The organism is Kitasatospora albolonga (assembly GCF_039535905.1).
In the GTDB taxonomy this organism is placed as follows: domain Bacteria; phylum Actinomycetota; class Actinomycetes; order Streptomycetales; family Streptomycetaceae; genus Kitasatospora; species Kitasatospora albolonga.
This window is the reverse complement of the sequence record NZ_BAAAYB010000037.1, coordinates 176420-192461: the sequence shown is the minus strand read 5'-3', so window position 1 is coordinate 192461 and position 16042 is coordinate 176420. Positions and strand designations below refer to the sequence as shown.

Sequence of the window (16042 nt, the reverse complement as noted above, 5' to 3'; positions counted from 1 at the left end):
CTCCCAGCACGGCCGCCCCTGGGTCGCCCAGAGGTAGAGGCTGGCCTCGGAGTGCTCGATCCGGAAGCCGTACCCCTCCAGCGCCGCCCGCAGCGCCGAGCGCCGGGCCGCGTACCGGCCCCGCTGCTCCTCGACGTGGGCGTCGTCGGCCAGCGCGGCGGCGGTGGCCGCCTGCACCGGGGCGGGCACGATCATGCCGCCGTGCTTGCGGATCTCCAGCAGCTCCTTGACCACCACCGGGTCACCGGCCACGAAGGAGGCCCGGTAGCCGGCCAGGTTGGAGCGCTTGGAGAGCGAGTGCACCGCGAGCAGGCCCTCGTGGTCGCCGCCGCAGACCGCCTGGTCCAGCACCGAGACCGGCTCGGCCTCCCAGCCCAGCTCCAGGTAGCACTCGTCGCTGACCAGCAGCACCCGGTGCTCCCGGGCCCAGGCCACCGCGGCACGGAGCTGATCGGCCGTCAGCACCCGGCCGGTCGGGTTGGAGGGCGAGTTGAGCCAGAGCAGCCGGACCCGGGAGGGGTCCAGCTCGTCCAGCTCGCCGTACTCGACCGGCTCGGCACCGCAGAGCCGGGCACCCACCTCGTAGGTCGGGTACGCCAGCTTCGGGTAGGCGACCTGGTCGCCCGGGCCGAGGCCCAGCTGGGTCGGCAGCCAGGCCACCAGCTCCTTGGAGCCGACGGTCGGCAGGATCGCCTCGGGGCCGATCTCGGCCCCGAGGCGGCGGCACAGCCAGCCGGCGATGGTCTCGCGCAGCTCCACCGGACCCCAGACGGTCGGATAACCGGGGGTGTCGGTGTGGGCGGCCAGCGCCTTCTGGATCAGCTCGGGCACCGGGTCGACGGGGGTGCCCACGGAGAAGTCGCAGAGCCCGTCCGGGTGCGCGAGGGCCGTCCGCTTGTACGGCTCCAGCTTGTCCCAGGGGAAGACGGGCAGCAGGTCGGAGACGCGGCGCGCCGCCCCCGGGTGGCCCGGGAGCGGCGCGTGCGTGCTGTCGTTGCTCACAGCTGGTCGGCCACCGATCAGTGGTCGGCGTTCTGCGGCGGGAGGGCCGCGATGAACGGGTGGTCCGAGTCGATGACACCCAGCTTCGAGGCACCACCGGGCGAACCGAGATCGTCGAAGAACTCGACGTTCGCCTTGTAGTAGTCCTTCCACTCCTCCGGAGTGTCGTCCTCGTAGAAGATCGCCTCGACCGGGCAGACCGGCTCGCAGGCGCCACAGTCGACGCACTCATCCGGGTGGATGTAGAGCGAGCGCTTGCCCTCGTAGATGCAGTCAACCGGGCACTCTTCGATGCACGCCTTGTCCTTGACGTCGACACAAGGCTGCGCGATGACGTAAGTCACGCTGTCGTTCCTCCTCGGTGGGGCGGCTGCCCAAACTATTGGCTTGTGCGCGGGTGAGCGCGGCGTCGTCGATGCCCGCCCCTAGTATCGCGGGTCAGAGACAGCAAATGCACAGGAGGTGCCCTTGATGACGGGTGGAACCACCGCCGGAGGACGTCCCGAAGTCCGTCTGGACGGCTCTGACGTGGGACGACGCGTCTCCGTGCGCCGTCTCTCGGAGGTCGTGGACGACCGGCCGGTGTTCCGCGATGTGATCGGCGTGCTCACTTCCTGGGACAGCGAGGGGATCACCGTGGTACCGCGCGACGGCGGCGCGGTGACCATCCCCCGGCAGCTGCTGGTGGCCGGCAAGCCCGTGCCGCTCTTCCCGGCCCGCCGGAGCCCACTGCCCGTCAGTTCCCCCGTGGAGCTGCAGCGGACCGCCGCCCGGGGCTGGCCCGCCGTCGAGCAGGAGCCGCTCGGCGAGTGGACCCTGCGGGCGTCCTCCGGCTTCACCCGGCGGGCCAACTCGGTCCAGGCGCTGGGCGGTCCCGACCTGCCGCTGCCGGAGGCGCTGGCGGCCGTGGACCGCTGGTACGAGGCCCGGGGTCTGCCCGGGTACGTCGAGGTCTCGGTGCCCGGCTCGCCGGAGGGGCTGGCCGAGGAGCTGGCCCGGAGCGGCGCCGAGCTGGCCCCCACCCTGGTCCGCACCGCGCCGCTGGCCGGGCTGGTGAGGCTCGGTCAGGGCCACGACCGGGTGCGGCTGTCCCGGACCGCGGACGCCTCCTGGCTCTCCCGCTACCGCCGGGTCGGCGACGACCCCGCGCTGGAGCGGGCCGCCCACCAGGTCCTGCACGGCGGGCCCTCGGTCTGGTTCGCCACCGTACCGGGGCCCGGCGGCGCCGCGCCGCTGGCCATCGGACGGTGCGTCATCGACGGGGCCTGGGCCTGCTTCGGGGCCGTGGAGGTGGCCCCCGAGGCCCGCCGGACCGGGCTGGCCTCCACGCTGATGGCGGTGCTCGCGGCCCGCGCCGCGGAGGAGGGCGCCACCGGCGGCTACCTCCAGGTCGAGGCGGAGAACGCGGGGCGCGATCGCCCTCTACGACCGTCTGGGCTTCACCACCAGTCACACTTACCACTACGCCCGCCTCCCCCGGCGGTAGCGTCACCGGAGAGTGTGGACTGTTGACCGAACAGAGCCGTGCACGTTTCCGCGCCGAGGCCAGGGCCGACCAGCCCGACCCGGTGCTGCTCTGCGTGCTCGCCGCCGCCGAGCACACCCTCGCGCCCTCGGCCGAGGACCCGGAACCACCCGCCCTGGACGAGCTGGTGGCGGCCTGTCAGGCCGCTCTCGACCGGCACGCCGCCGCCGTCCGGCTGGCCGTCGCCGAGCGCGCCCCCCGCACCCCCGACGAGGTGGCCGCGCTGCTCGCCGCCGTGCTCGGCGGCCGGGAACGCTTCCACGGCCGCCCGGCCGACTACCGACGGCTGGAGTCCTCGCTCCTGCCCGACGTGCTGCGACGCCGGCGCGGCCTGCCGATCATGCTCTCGCTGGTCTGGCAGGACGTCGCCCGACGGGCCGGCCTGACCGTCCACGGCATCGCCCTGCCCGGGCACTTCATCGTCGCGGTCGGCGGCCCGGACGGCGGCGAGGAGTACGTGCTGGCCGACCCGTACCACGGCGGGCGGCTGCTCGACCTGCCCGACGCGGCCCAGCTGACCCGGGCCACCGGGCACCACTTCTCCCCCGAACTCCTCAGCCCCGCCGCCCCGCTGGACACCGTCCACCGCGTCCTCGGCAACATCCGTGCCTGGGCCGCCGACCGCCCGGAACACGCCCCGCACCCAGCTCTGGGCCACCGAACTCGCCCTGCTGCTCCCCCGCCACCCCGCCCAGCTCCGCCTGGAGCGGGCCGAACTCCTGGTCCGCACCGGCGACTTCCTCTCCGGCGCGGCCGAGATGGACGCCTACGCGGAGATCCTCGACACCTTCGACCCCAAAGCCGCCGCCCGCACCCGCCACGAGGCCCGCGCCGCCCGCCACCGCCTCAACTGACCGGAAATCCCTCGCCCGTTCGGCCCCGCTGCCCCTAGGGTCGCCCCCGTGATCGACGCGACGAACGTGCCGGGCGCGCCCGGGTGGTGGGACGGCATACGGAGCATTCCGGCGGGCCGCTGGGGGCTGCTGCTGGCCGTTCACGCGGTGGCGGCCTTCCTGGCCTCGGCGGGTGTACCTGGGCCAGAGCTTCGCCGCGGCGCTGCTGCTGGGCGGGCTGGTGGCGGCCGGTGCCTGGTACGCCGTCCTGCGGATCCTGCGGCCGGGCTCGGAGGCCCCGCCGGCCCCGGGGCGGCTGCCGCTGCTCTGGGCCTGGCTGGTGCTGCTCGACCTCCCCGGCCTGCTGGACGCGTTGCGCGACCTCGACGGCGTCACCGTGTCCGCACAGCTGCGGGCGCTGGCGAGCCTCGTCGACCTCGGCCTGCGGTACCTCTTCGCGCTGCTCCCGGTCGTGCTGCTGCTCGAAGGGCGCAGCCCGCTGCGCGCCGTGCGGCTGCTGCACCGCTCCCGGCGGACGGTCGTCCCGGTGGCCGCGGTGGTGGTGCTCGGGTTCGTGGCCGAACAGGTCTTCCAGTACGTCCTGTTCGCCTCGACCCTGGACGCCGCCCCGGGCGAGTTCGCGCCCCAGCTGACCGGCACCCTGCTCTTCGCCGCCGTCCGGGGCGCCCTCACCACGGGCGACCCTCTACGTCACCTACCGCCTGGCCACCGCCGAAGAGCCTCAGCCCGTCTGAGCCCCCGTCAGGGCCGGCGCCTTCTCCCGGCCCGGCCGGGCAGCCCTGGGCGCCCCCGGAACCGCTTCGAAAGCCCGCCGCAGGCGAACCCCCTCACAGCCAGCCCTTCTCCCGGGCCAGCCGCACGGCCTCCGCCCGGTTCCGGGTCGCCGTCTTCTGGATCGCCATCGACAGGTAGTTGCGCACCGTCCCCTCGGAGAGGTGCAGCCGGGCCGCGATCTCGGAGTTGAGCGCCCCGTCGGCCGCCGCCGAGAGGACGTCGCGCTCGCGGGCGGTCAGCGGGTTGGCCCCCTCGGCGAGGGCGGCGGCGGCCAGGGTCGGGTCGATGACCCGTTCGCCGCGGAGCACCCGCCGGATCGCCTCGGCCAGTTCGGCGGCGGGCGCGTCCTTCACCAGGAAGGCGTCCGCCCCGGCCTCCATGGCGCGCCGCAGGTAGCCGGGCCGCCCGAAGGTGGTGGCGATGACGATCCGCACCCCGGGCGCGGACTTCCGCACCGCGGCGGCCGCCTCGATCCCGGTCATCCCGGGCATCTCGATGTCGAGCACCGCGACCTCGACCTGATGCTCCGTCACCGCCGCGACCACCTCGTCGCCGCGCGAGACCTGCGCGACCACCTCGATGTCGCCCTCCAGCGAGAGCAGCGCCGCCAGCGCCTCCCGCACCATCCCCTGGTCCTCGGCCAGCAGCACCCTGATCACTCGGGCACCCTATCGGCCACCGCCCGCAGCGGCACCGACGCCTGCAGGCGGAAGCCCTTCCCCCGCTCGCCGGGCCCGGTCGCCAGCCCGCCGTCGACCAGGGCGAGCCGCTCGCGCAGGCCGGAGAGTCCGTTCCCCGCCTGGGACTTGCCGGCGCCACGGCCGTTGTCGGTGACGGTGAGGACGGCGTAGCGAGTGCCGTCCTCGGCCCAGTTCTCGTCCAGGGTGACGGTGCAGCGGGTGGCGCCCTCGCCGTGCCGGATGACATTGGTGACGGACTCGCGCAGCGCCCAGGCGAGCACCCCGGCCTCCTCGCCGTCCAGGCCGGGGCGCGGGTCACCGAGCGCCGGGTCGGCCTCCAGCCGGATCTGAGCGGCCGTCAGGGCGGTTCGGGCGGCGGAGAGTTCGACCGGGAGGGTGGGTCGGCGGTAGCCGCCGACGGCCGCCCGGACGTCGGTCAGCGACTGCCGGGCGACCTGCTCGATCTCGGTGAACTGGGCCCGCCCGGCCTCCTCCTTGCCCGCGTCCATCAGCCGCCCGCCGAGCTGGGCCTTGATGGTGATCAGGGAGAGCGAGTGGCCGAGCAGGTCGTGCAGGTCGCGGGCCATCCGCAGCCGCTCCTCGGCCACCGCCAGGTGCGCCACCGTGGCCCGGGCCTCCCGGAGTTCGCGCATCGTGCCGACCAGCCGCTGCAGGCCGACCATGGCCAGCCCGCTGAGCAGGCAGGGCAGCAGGATGGCGGCCAGCAGGCCGGAGTCGGCGTGCACCAGCAGGGCGACCGCGAGGGCCAGCAGGGTGACCCCGCCGACCCCGTACAGCCCGTACTTGGGCGGCAGCACCGCGCCGAAGCAGACCGAGGTGTACGTGAACAGGGTCAGCCACGCCGGGCCCAGGCCGAAGGAGGTGACCACCGCGAGCAGCAGCATGGTGCCGGCCACCGGGAGGCCGATCCACCACCGGTCGTGGGCCAGTGAGCGGACCGCGACCATGCCCAGGTAGGAGACCAGGAAGACGGTCAGCGCGCACCAGCCGAACACCTTTCCGGCGGCGGTGTGCTCGTCGCCGGTCAGGTCCTCCACCGGGTAGTAGAGGTAGATCATCCAGAGCGACATCCAGCAGATCTTGACGACCAGTTGGCGCAGGTTGTCAACCGGCGCGCCCGGGATGACGCGGAACTCCCCGCCCCCTCCCGTCGGTTCGGCACCGGCTCGGGAGGTGGCGGGGAGCTGCTTCGGCATGGGCCACATCATGCCTGCTTGGTGTCCTTGCGGTAGAGGTGGGCGGCGGCGGCCACGAAGACCGCCAGGAAGGCGCCCAGCCCTGCCAGCGCGCCGAAGTCGAAGCCGTGGCCCGGCTGCACGAAGGTGGCCAGCTGGTTGTACAGGTAGACCGGGTTGAACCGGGCGAAGGACTCCAGCGAGCCGCCGACCGGGAACCAGGTGCCGCCGAGCAGCGCCATCAGCATGTAGACGATCATCACGATCGGCTGCACCGCGTCCGGCTGGGCCGCGTAGCCGAGGGCCACGCCGAGCGCGGCGAAGACGAAGCTGCCGGCCCAGAGCACGGCGGCCAGCGCGACCCACTCGGTGGGCGAGAGCGAGACGCCCTCGACCGCGCCGATCAGGAAGACCACCACGATCGCGGGCAGCGTGGTCACCGCGCAGGAGGCGATCTTGGCGATGGTGTAGGCCCGGCCGGGCAGCGCGGTCAGCCGCAGCTGGCGGACCCAGCCGCTCTTGCGCTCCAGCGAGATCCGCTGCGCACTGCCGGTGAGCACCGCGCCGACGGAGCCGAAGGTGGCCATCGAGACCATGAAGTAGGTCTTCACCTGCATGCCGTTGGCCAGCGGCGAGGTGCCGTAGGCGTTGATGAAGAAGACGTAGAGCAGGGCCGGGTAGAGCACCGTGAACATCAGGTACCGCTTGTTCCGCAGGGTGCGCAGGATCTCCAGCTGGATCAGGGTGTTCATCGCGCGCGCTCCCCGTCGGTGTCGGTGCCGGTGTCGGTGCCGTCCGAGGCGTCGGCCTCGCCGGTGATGGTCAGGAAGGCCTGCTCCAGGCCGAGGCCGGTGACCTCCAGGGCCCGGGGGTAGAGCCCGGCCCGGTAGAGGCCGGCCACGCCGGCGTCGGCGTCGGTGGTGCGGATCCGGACCACCCGGACGCCGTCCGGACGGACCGTCAGGTCCAGGCCCACGGTGCCCGGCAGGGCGCGCAGCACGGCCTCCTCGACCGGGCCGTCCGCGGGGTGCAGCTCGCAGGAGATCCGGCGGGCGCCGGCCTTGGCCTTGATCTCGGCGGCGGTGCCGTCGGCGATCAGCCGGCCCCGGTGCAGCACCAGCACCCGGTCGGCGATGGAGTCCGCCTCCTCCAGGTAGTGGGTGGCGAAGAGCACGGTGCGGCCGGCCTCGGCCTCGGCCCGCATGGCGGCCCAGAACTGTTGACGGACCGACACGTCCATCCCGGTGGTGGGCTCGTCCAGCACGATCAGGTCGTTGGCCCCGGCGATGGCCAGTGCGAAGCGGACCCGCTGCTCCTGGCCGCCGGAGAGCTTGTCGACCTTCCGCTCGGCCAGCTCGGTGATCCCGGCTCGCTCCATCACCTGCTCGGGACGGTGGCCGCGGGGGTGCACGTCGCAGGCGAACTTCACCAGCTCGCGGACCTTCACCTCGCCCAGCAGACCGCCGCTCTGCAGCATGGCGCCCACCCGGCCGGTCTCGATCGCCGCCCGCGGGCTGCCGCCGAACAGCGAGACGCTGCCGGTGTCCGGCTCCCGCAGGCCGAGCAGCAGGTCCAGGCTGCTGGACTTGCCCGCGCCGTTCGGTCCCAGCAGGGCCACCGTCTCGCCGGGCCGCAGCACCAGGTCCAGGCCGTCCACCGCCCGGACCGTGCCGTAGTTCTTGCTCACCTGCCGGAAGGCCGCCACCTCGGTGGCCGTGTCCGTCGCGACGCTCATCGCGCTTCCCTCTCTCCCCGTCCGCTCTGACTCCTCAAGAGTCGCGAAAACGGCGGAGCGCGGGCAGTGCGGGGCGTCGGGTGTTCGGCATGACAGCTGTCATGCCGGACACCCGACGGTCCGTCACGTCCGTCAGAGGGACTTCTTCAGGAAGTCGACCTGGAACAGCATGAGGTTCTCCGCGACCTCCTCCTGCGGGGTCATGTGGGTGACCCCGGAGAGCGGCAGCACGACGTGCGGGCGGCCGGCGGCCAGCAGGGCGGAGGAGAGCCGCAGGGTGTGCGCGGCCACCACGTTGTCGTCGGCCAGGCCGTGCACCAGCAGCAGCGGGCGCTCCAGCTTCGCCGCGTCGCCGGTCAGGGTGTTGGCCTCGTACACCTCGGGGCGCTCGTCGAGGTGGCCGAGGTAGCGCTCGGTGTAGTGGGTGTCGTAGAGCCTCCAGTCCGTCACCGGGGCGCCGGAGACGGCGGCGTGGAAGACGTCCGGGCGGCGCAGCACCGCGAGGGCGGCCAGGTAGCCGCCGTAGGACCAGCCTCGGATGCCGACCCGGCCGAGGTCCAGCGGGTACGTGCCGGCGAGCGCCCGCACGGCGTCCACCTGGTCCTCCAGGGTGGCCCCGGCGAAGTCGAAGGCGATCGCCTTCTCCCACTCCGGGCTGCGGCCGGGGGTGCCCCGGCCGTCCGCCACGACCACCGCGAAGCCCTGGTCGGCGAACCACTGCGAGGTCAGGTGCGGGTTCTGCGACTGCGCCACCCGCTGACCGTGCGGGCCCCCGTACGGGTCCATCAGCACGGGCAGCAGGCCGTCCCGCTCCCGGTCGTAGCCGGTCGGCAGGAAGACCGCGCACGGGATCCGGCGCTCCCCGGCGAAGACGAACTCGGGCCGGGCGGTGATCACCGGGGTCTCCGCGTACGAGGCGACGGTGGCCACCGTCGCGCCGCCGCGCAGCACCTCGGCCCGGGCGCCGTTCCAGGAGGTGTCGGCGGAGAGCAGCACCGTGACGTCGCCGCCGCGGACGGCCGAGACCACCCCGGCCGTGCCGAGCCGGGTGAGGCCGGTGCCGTCGGGGGCGACCTCGAAGGTGCCGATCCAGCCGGGCTCCGCCGAGTCGTCGGCGGGGCCGCCGGAGGCGGTGAAGAGGATGGTCTCCGCCACCGAGAGCACCGAACGTACGTGCAGTCGCGCGTCGGACAACGTCAAGTCGCCGGCCACCAGGACCCGGACGCCGTCCTGGTCGGCGATCCGCACCAGGCGGCCGTCGGCCGTCCGGGACGGGGAGCCGGCGAACAGGTCGAGCCAGACCTCGTCCCGCTCGGCCAGCTCGGTGGTGGTGGCGCCGGTGGCCTGATCGACGGTCAGGTAGCGCTGGGTGCGCTGGTGGCGGGCCTGCACCAGCAGGGTGAGGGCGCTGCCGGACCAGTGCACCCGGGCCAGGTACGGCTCCTCGGCGCCGTCCCAGCCGACCTTGGTGCGGCCGCCGTCCAGGTCGAGCAGCCACAGGCCGACCTCGGCGTTGGCGGTGCCGGCCCGGGGGTAGGCCACCTCGGCCGGGACGACGTCCGGGTTGGCGGGGTCGGCGATCCACCAGCGGGCCACCGGGGCCTCGTCGGCCCGGGCGGCCAGCAGCCGGTCACCGGACGGGGACCACCAGAAGCCGCGGTCCCGGTCCATCTCCTCCTGCGCGATGAACTCGGCCTGACCCCACGTCACCCCGTCCCGCTCGGGGGTGGCCAGCGCGCGGTCCCCGCTGCCGTCGGCAGCGGTCACCCGCAGCTCGCCGGCGGTGTTCGCGTACGCCACCAGGGAGCCGTCCGGCGAGGGCCGCGGGTCCAGCACCGGGCCCTCGGCGGGCAGCTCGCGCGGCGCCCCGCCGCCGGCCAGGTCCACCGCGAAGAGGCGGCCGGAGAGCGCGAAGGCCGCCAGCGAGCCGGAACCGTCCAGGGCGTAGCCGACGATGCCCGCCGAACCCTCCCGGCTGCGCTCGCGGCGGGCCTTCTCCGCCGCCGAGAGGCTCTCCTCGCCGCCGCCGAGCAGCTCCACCGGGTCGGCGGCGACCCGCTCCGCACCGGTGGCCGGGTCGAGGGTCCAGAGCAGGTTGGCGCGCTCGGCGCCGCCCCGGGAACGCAGGAAGACCACCCGGGAACCGTCCGGTGCGACGGCGAACGACCGGGGGGCGCCGACGGTGAACCGCTGGGTGCGCGCGTACTGCCGGGGGAAGGTTTCAGTGCTCATGGCACGAACTCTAAGGCCCCACGAACGACCGTCATCACCCGTTCGGCGCAGCGCCCGTGACCTGCCGTCAAGCGGCTCGCGGGCCGCTCCCACCGGCCCGGATGCCGATCTTGGGGCTCCGCGCGCAGCCATGCGGACTCACGGAAAGTAATGCAGCGCTCACCGATCGGGTATCCCTTGAGTCATCACGTCCCCTGCCGTCCTGTCCCCGGGGCGGCACACCCGAGAAAGGGTGTGAGCCTGATGGCTCTGTCCATCTCCGCAGCCGTGCTGATGCTGGTCATCGTGGTGGTGCTGATCCGCCGGTCGGGTCTGAAGCTGGCGCACGCGATCGTCTGCGCACTGCTCGGCTTCTACCTCGCCTCCAGCTCGATCGCCCCGTCGATCCAGCAGGTCACCAGCAACGTGGCCGGGATGATCAACGGCCTGAAGCTCTGAGGGCCCGTCGCCGGTCGGCTGCACCGGCGTACGGGCCGCGATCGGTAGGCTTCGCGGCATGACCGCTGCCTCCGACCGGCCCGAGCGCCGGCTGCTGCTGGTGCACGCGCACCCCGACGACGAGTCGATCGGGAACGGCACCACCATGGCCCGGTACGCCGCCGAAGGGGCCGGGGTCACCCTGGTGACCTGCACCCTCGGCGAGGGCGGCGAGGTGATCCCGCCGGAGCTGGCGGAGCTGACCGCGGACCGGACCGACCGGCTCGGCGAGTACCGGATCGGTGAACTGGCCGCCGCCATGCGCGAGCTGGGCGTCACCGACCACCGCTTCCTGGGCGGGCCCGGCCGCTACCGGGACTCCGGGATGATGGGCCTGCCGGAGAACGACCGGCCGGACTGCTTCTGGCGGGCCGACCTGGACGAGGCGGCCGGACACCTGGTCGCGGTGGTCCGCGAGGTCCGGCCGCAGGTGCTGGTCACCTACGACGAGCAGGGCGGCTACGGGCACCCCGACCACGTCAAGGCCCATCAGGTCGCGATGCGGGCCCACGAGTTGGCCGCCGATCCCGGCTGGCGCCCCGAGCTGGGCCCGGCCTGGCGGATCGCGAAGGTGTACTGGAACCGGATGCCCCGCCCGGTGATCGAGGCCGGGCTGGCCGCCGTGGCCGCCGCCGGCCCCTTCCCCGGGGTGGCCGAGCCGGGCGACGTGCCCGGGGTGGTCGACCCCGAGGTGGTCACCACCGTGCTCGACGGGACGGCGCACGCCGGGGCGAAGGCGGCCGCGATGGCGGCGCACGCCACCCAGATCACCGTCAAGGGCGAGTGGTTCGCCCTCAGCAACGACCTCGGTCAGCCGCTGGTGGCCACCGAGTACTACCAGCTGGTCCGCGGCGAGCCCGGACCCGAGCGGCCGGAGACCGACCTGTTCGCCGGTCTGGAGGTCCAGCGATGAGCGGCACGGCCGAGACCACCACCACCGGGGCCCGGTCCGCCCGGAGCCTGCCCGCCAAGGTGTTCGGCAGCCGCAGCGGGCGGCTGGCGGAGGCTCAGCCGCCGCGCGGCGCCCGGGTGGTGGCCTACCTGGTGCTGCTGCTGCTCGGGGCCGCGGTCTCGCTGACCGGCTGCTTCGTGCAGGCGCTCTGGCCGCCGGCCGGTCTGCTGCTGGCGCTGGCCGCCACCTGGGCGGTCTTCTACGGCGGCCTGCGGGTGACCGGCACCAAGCTGGGGGCCGGGGCGCCGCTGGTGGGCTGGTTCCTGGTGCTGCTGGTGCTGATGGCCCCCCGCCCGGAGGGCGACTTCGTGCTCGCCGCCTCCTTCACCTCCTACGCCTACCTCTTCCTCGGCGCGGTCTCCGGAGTGGTCTGCGCGACCCTCCCGACCCGGGGCGGCTTCGGTCTGCTGAACCCGTGACGGCACGTCAGGGCACCCTCCGGGCCGCACCCTCTGCCGGAGATGCCCGACCTGTCCGCGGAACCGCACAGTATGGTGGTGCCGCGACAGGCGGTTCGACGTACGCCTGCGCAACTGGTGTCGGAGGGTCACTCGGCCGGGCCGAGGTCCCACAACCCGCGACCGCACGTCCCACACGAGCGGGCCGCGAACCCGGAGCAGAGCAGCATTGAGCAGCCGCGAACCTGACAGCGCGAACCCGTCGCCCCGGCACACCGGGCCGGACGCCTACCCGTCGGGCACCCCGCCCTACGGCACCGGCGTCCCGGGCGGTTTCGGCGCCGCCGACCCGTTCGGCGTGACGCCCGGTCAGCCCGCGGCCGCCCAGGCGGGCCCGGGCGAGGGCGAGGACACCCCCAAGACCGAGACCACCCTGACCACCCGGGTCCGGATCAACATCCCGGGCTCCCGGCCGATCCCGCCCGTGGTGATGCGCAGCACGGTGAAGAGCGAACCCGCCGCCGCTGCCGCGCCCGAGGCGCCCGGCGGGCCCCGGCACCGCTCGGCCACCCCGTCCTCCCCCGTCCTGGGCGTGGTGGACGCGGCCGCCCCCGCCGGGACCCCGCCGAACCTCCCGCCGGAGTGGCGCCAGGAGACCGGCCCCGCGCCGGTGGACGGCGATTCCACCGGCGAGTGGTTCCGGCCCCGCCAGAAGGGCGCTCCCGCCCCGGTGGCCGCCGGAGCGCCCAGGCCGGAGGCGGGCGCCCCCCGCCCGGCCGCACGCCCGTCCGCGCCCCAGGCCGCACCGGGCGGCGCGCACCCCACCCCGTCCGGCGCGCCGGCCTCGCCGTTCGCCCCTGCCGACCCCTTCGCGCCGACCGACCCCTTCGCCCAGGCCGACCCCTTCGCGGGTCCTGGAGCCGTCGGCACCCCGCGTGCTGACGACCCGTTCGCTACGCGGCACCCCGCAGGCGGCTCGCCGTACGCGAACGACCCCTACGCCAACGACCCGTACGCGGCTCCCCCGGCCGGCGGTCCGCGCCCGCAGGGCGAGCCGGAGGACACCCGGATCGGCGGCTTCGACCCGGTCCGGGACGACTTCGACGCCTACGCGGCCGGCGAGGCCGCCATAGCCGCCGGCCCGGCCGCCGGTGCGCCCGCCGCCCCGGCCTCGCCGTACGGCCAGGCGGACCCGTTCGCCCCGGCGGACCCCTTCGGGACCGACCCGTTCGCGGCCGGGCCGGGCCGGGCCGGACAGCCGGGCCAGGCCGTGCCGCAGGACCCGTTCGGCGCCCCCGCCGACCCCTTCGGCAGCCGTCCCGCCGGACAGCCGGGCGGGCCTGACGCCCCGTCGGCGGCCCGCCCCGAGGGGCGCTTCGCCAACGTCCCGTACGAGCCCGCCGAGCCGTTCCCGGGCAACCGCCCGACCGGCCCGCGCGGCGCCGCCCGCCCCGGCGGCGGTCCCGCCGCCGACCCGTTCGGCACCTCCCCCGCCGCCCAGGGCCCCGGGGCCGCCGAGGCCGAGGAGGCGCCGGCCCAGGAGGCCGCGAAGCCCAAGGCCGCCGCCAAGCCCAAGGCGGCCGAGCCCGCCCCGGCCCCGCGCGGCAAGGCCGGGAAGCTCGCCACCTACGCCGTCGGCGGTCTGCTGTTCGCCGGCGCCGCCGCGTACGGCACCGGCCTGATGCTCAATCAGGCCGACATCCCCCGGGGCACCACCGTGCTGGGCACCGACATCGGCGGGTACACCCGCGACCAGGCGGTGACGGCGCTGGACTCCTCGGTGGCGAAGACCGGCCAGAAGCCGCTCAAGCTCAAGCTCGGCGACCAGACCGTGGAGCTCGACCCGGCGACCGCCGGCCTGGCCTTCGACACCACCGCGACGGTGGACGGGCTGACCGACCACACCTACAACCCGGTCGAGGTGATCGGCTCGCTGGCCGGCGGCAGCAAGGCCGTGCAGCCCCAGGTGAAGGTGGACCGGTCCAAGCTGAAGGCCGCCCTGGAGGGCCTCGGCGCCAAGACCAGCCAGGGGCTCCAGGAGGGCACCGTCCGCTTCACCACGGACGGCAAGACCGAGGTCGTGCCCGGCCGGGCCGGGCAGGCCGTGGACGCCGCCGCCGCGATGGACAAGGTCGAGCAGGCCTACCGCGCCAGGGCCGCCGGACAGCCCGACGCGGAGCTCGCGGTGCCGGTGACGGCCGCCCAGCCCAAGGTCTCCCCCGAGGCCCTCCAGGCGGCCGCCGACGGCCTCGGCAAGCAGGTGCTGGCGGGGAACGTCACGGTGCAGGCCGGCGGCAAGACCTGGACCTTCGGGAAGGCGACCGCCGCCAAGGCCCTCACGCTGGCCCCGGACGCCTCCGGCAAGATGGCGCTCAGCTGGGACCTGGCCAGGCTGGAGGAGTCACTGAACGGCACATTCGACAAGGTGAAGACCAAGAAGGGCGGCACCTCGGTGGCCATCACCGCCCAGGACGTCGCGGACGGCATCGCCTCGGTGATCGACAAGACCACCGCCAAGGACCGGACCTACAAGTTCGCCTGAGCGGGGGCCAGTTGAGCCGGCGCGGGGCCGGTACCGGATGATCCGGTGCCGGCCCCGTCGCATTTCCGGCCCCCGGCCGCTGCGGCGAAAACTCGCCAGTGGCGTGAATTTGCCAGCAACGGTGCGTGACAACAACCCGCGCTGATTTGGGCCGTTGGACCCCAAATTCCCCGTAGCCCTCAACAAAGCGGTAGCGTCCGATTATCGGACATGCAATTGCACTGGACATTCGAGGACAGAGCAACCAAAACGGACAGTTGGTCTACGCGCATCACATGCTCGAACAGGGGAACGGTCCGTCCTGATACCGGAGTTGCGAAGCTCGGGTTACGGACGCGTGAACGTCGGTTGTAACGATATGTCCGTTTTAGGCCGTATCGCTGAGTGCTTGTCAAGGTGTCTGGAACTACGAAGTGGTTGACATTCCAACACGAAGCAAGAAATGCACGGCCAGCAACTGGGGAACTCTTGACGTTCGATAAACGACTTGCAAGAGTCCGTGCGATCACCTTTTTGCAGCCGCTACACCCCGGGCGGGAGCTCCAGCACCATGACTAACCCCACCAAGGCCACGGCCGAGGCCGACACCGTAGGGACGGCCGACACCATCGCGCCGACCGCGACGTCGGCCACGACGTTCAAGGGCCTGTCCCCGAGGACCATCAGCTGGCGTCGCTTCAAGCGCGACCGCACCGGCGTGGTCTCGGCGTTCATCGTGGCGTTCTTCGTCCTGGTGGCGCTGTGCGCCCCGCTGATCTCGATGGTCTACGGCAAGGACCCGTACACGCTGTACGGCCAGGACGACCCGAGCCTGCTGAACGACTTCGGCTTCCCGCTCGGTGCGAACGGCGGCATGAGCGGTGACTTCTGGTTCGGCCTGGAGCCGAAGCTCGGCCGTGACGTCCTCATGCAGCTGGTCTACGGCATCCGCACCTCGCTGCTGATCGCCCTGATCGCGACCCTGCTGTCCACCGCGATCGGCGCCGTCATCGGCGTGGCGGCCGGCTACCTCGGCGGCAAGACCGACTACTTCGTCGGCCGGGTGATCGACGTGCTGCTGGCCTTCCCGTCCACCCTGTTCTTCATCGCCTTCACCCCGGTGCTGTTCGCGGCCTTCTACAAGCCGGACGAGAACATCCCGTCCTTCGCCCGCGCCGTGGTGCTGGTGGCCGTCCTGGTGATCTTCGGCTGGGCCGGTCTGGCCCGACTGATCCGCGGCACCGCGCTGGCCTTCCGGGAGCGCGAGTTCGTCGAGGCGGCCCGGGTCACCGGTGCCTCGCCGTTCCGGATCATCTTCAAGGAACTGCTCCCCAACCTGTGGACGCCGATCCTGATCCAGGCCACGCTCTCCCTCCCCGCCCTGGTGACCGCCGAGGCCGCACTCTCCTTCCTCGGCGTCGGCATCATCGAGCCGACCCCGGACTGGGGCCGGATGATCGCGGCCGGCACCGACGTCTACCAGGACGACATCACCTATCTGATCTTCCCCGGGGCTTCGCTGGTGATCTTCGTGCTCGCCTTCAACCTCCTCGGGGACTCGGTCCGGGATGCACTCGACCCGAAGACCAAGCGCTGACGCAGCGTCGCCCAGGCGCTGAACACTCCCAAAAAGTTGAGCAACCGCACACCTCGGCAGCCGCCGCGGCCGTGCTGACCAGCCGGTTAACCGACAGGC

Annotated in this window: 12 protein-coding genes and 2 pseudogenes; 7 read left to right on the top strand and 7 right to left on the bottom strand. The window is 73.6% G+C overall.

Annotated elements, in window-relative coordinates:
- Both dapC and fdxA read right to left on the bottom strand, forming a co-directional pair.
- The coding region (gene dapC / locus ABD946_RS10300; RefSeq protein ID WP_345282201.1) for a succinyldiaminopimelate transaminase at positions 1-1002 on the bottom strand (1002 nt) is incomplete at its 3' end.
- A gap of 17 nt (positions 1003-1019) precedes the next feature.
- Positions 1020-1346 carry a ferredoxin gene (fdxA, locus tag ABD946_RS10295; RefSeq protein ID WP_345282199.1) on the bottom strand — a complete coding sequence of 109 codons (327 nt, stop codon included), beginning with the start codon at positions 1344-1346 and terminating at the stop codon, positions 1020-1022.
- Positions 1347-1473: 127 nt separating this feature from the next.
- Here fdxA and ABD946_RS10290 point away from each other — a divergent pair.
- Both ABD946_RS10290 and ABD946_RS10285 read left to right on the top strand, forming a co-directional pair.
- Positions 1474-2488 (top strand): annotated as a pseudogene (locus tag ABD946_RS10290) (GNAT family N-acetyltransferase).
- Between the two features lie 22 nt (positions 2489-2510).
- Positions 2511-3381 (top strand): annotated as a pseudogene (locus ABD946_RS10285) (transglutaminase family protein).
- 827 nt (positions 3382-4208) lie between these two features.
- Here ABD946_RS10285 and ABD946_RS10280 read toward each other — a convergent pair.
- The 5 genes from ABD946_RS10280 to ABD946_RS10260 all read right to left on the bottom strand — a co-directional run bounded on the left by ABD946_RS10280 (position 4209) and on the right by ABD946_RS10260 (position 9998).
- Positions 4209-4781: a response regulator gene (locus ABD946_RS10280; RefSeq protein WP_380149455.1), complete on the bottom strand. Its 573-nt coding sequence runs from the start codon at positions 4779-4781 to the stop codon at positions 4209-4211.
- Positions 4782-4810: 29 nt separating this feature from the next.
- Positions 4811-6052, bottom strand: coding sequence for a sensor histidine kinase (locus tag ABD946_RS10275; RefSeq protein ID WP_345282195.1), 1242 nt, complete (start codon positions 6050-6052; stop codon positions 4811-4813).
- An 8-nt stretch (positions 6053-6060) separates the two neighbouring features.
- Positions 6061-6783 carry an ABC transporter permease gene (locus tag ABD946_RS10270; protein ID WP_345282193.1) on the bottom strand — a complete coding sequence of 241 codons (723 nt, stop codon included), beginning with the start codon at positions 6781-6783 and terminating at the stop codon, positions 6061-6063.
- Entirely contained in the window at positions 6780-7766 is a 987-nt protein-coding gene (locus tag ABD946_RS10265) for an ABC transporter ATP-binding protein (RefSeq protein ID WP_345282191.1), read from the bottom strand. Before ABD946_RS10265 ends, ABD946_RS10270 begins: the two co-directional genes overlap by 4 nt.
- Before the next feature lie 132 nt (positions 7767-7898).
- Positions 7899-9998: a S9 family peptidase gene (locus tag ABD946_RS10260; RefSeq protein WP_345282189.1), complete on the bottom strand. Its 2100-nt coding sequence runs from the start codon at positions 9996-9998 to the stop codon at positions 7899-7901.
- Between the two features lie 243 nt (positions 9999-10241).
- On the opposite strand from ABD946_RS10260, the gene ABD946_RS10255 reads away from it, so the two are divergent.
- From ABD946_RS10255 to ABD946_RS10235, 5 genes are all read left to right on the top strand, one after another.
- On the top strand, positions 10242-10436 hold the full coding sequence (locus tag ABD946_RS10255; protein ID WP_345282187.1) for a DUF2304 domain-containing protein: 195 nt from the start codon (positions 10242-10244) through the stop codon (positions 10434-10436).
- Positions 10437-10494: 58 nt separating this feature from the next.
- Positions 10495-11388: an N-acetyl-1-D-myo-inositol-2-amino-2-deoxy-alpha-D-glucopyranoside deacetylase gene (gene mshB / locus ABD946_RS10250; protein ID WP_345282185.1), complete on the top strand. Its 894-nt coding sequence runs from the start codon at positions 10495-10497 to the stop codon at positions 11386-11388.
- Positions 11385-11846 carry a DUF6113 family protein gene (locus tag ABD946_RS10245; protein ID WP_345282183.1) on the top strand — a complete coding sequence of 154 codons (462 nt, stop codon included), beginning with the start codon at positions 11385-11387 and terminating at the stop codon, positions 11844-11846. Before mshB ends, ABD946_RS10245 begins: the two co-directional genes overlap by 4 nt.
- A gap of 208 nt (positions 11847-12054) precedes the next feature.
- On the top strand, positions 12055-14367 hold the full coding sequence (locus ABD946_RS10240; protein WP_345282181.1) for a peptidoglycan binding domain-containing protein: 2313 nt from the start codon (positions 12055-12057) through the stop codon (positions 14365-14367).
- 550 nt (positions 14368-14917) lie between these two features.
- Positions 14918-15943, top strand: a complete 1026-nt coding sequence (locus ABD946_RS10235) for an ABC transporter permease (protein ID WP_345282179.1) — start codon at positions 14918-14920, stop codon at positions 15941-15943.
- Positions 15944-16042: the final 99 nt, after the last annotated feature.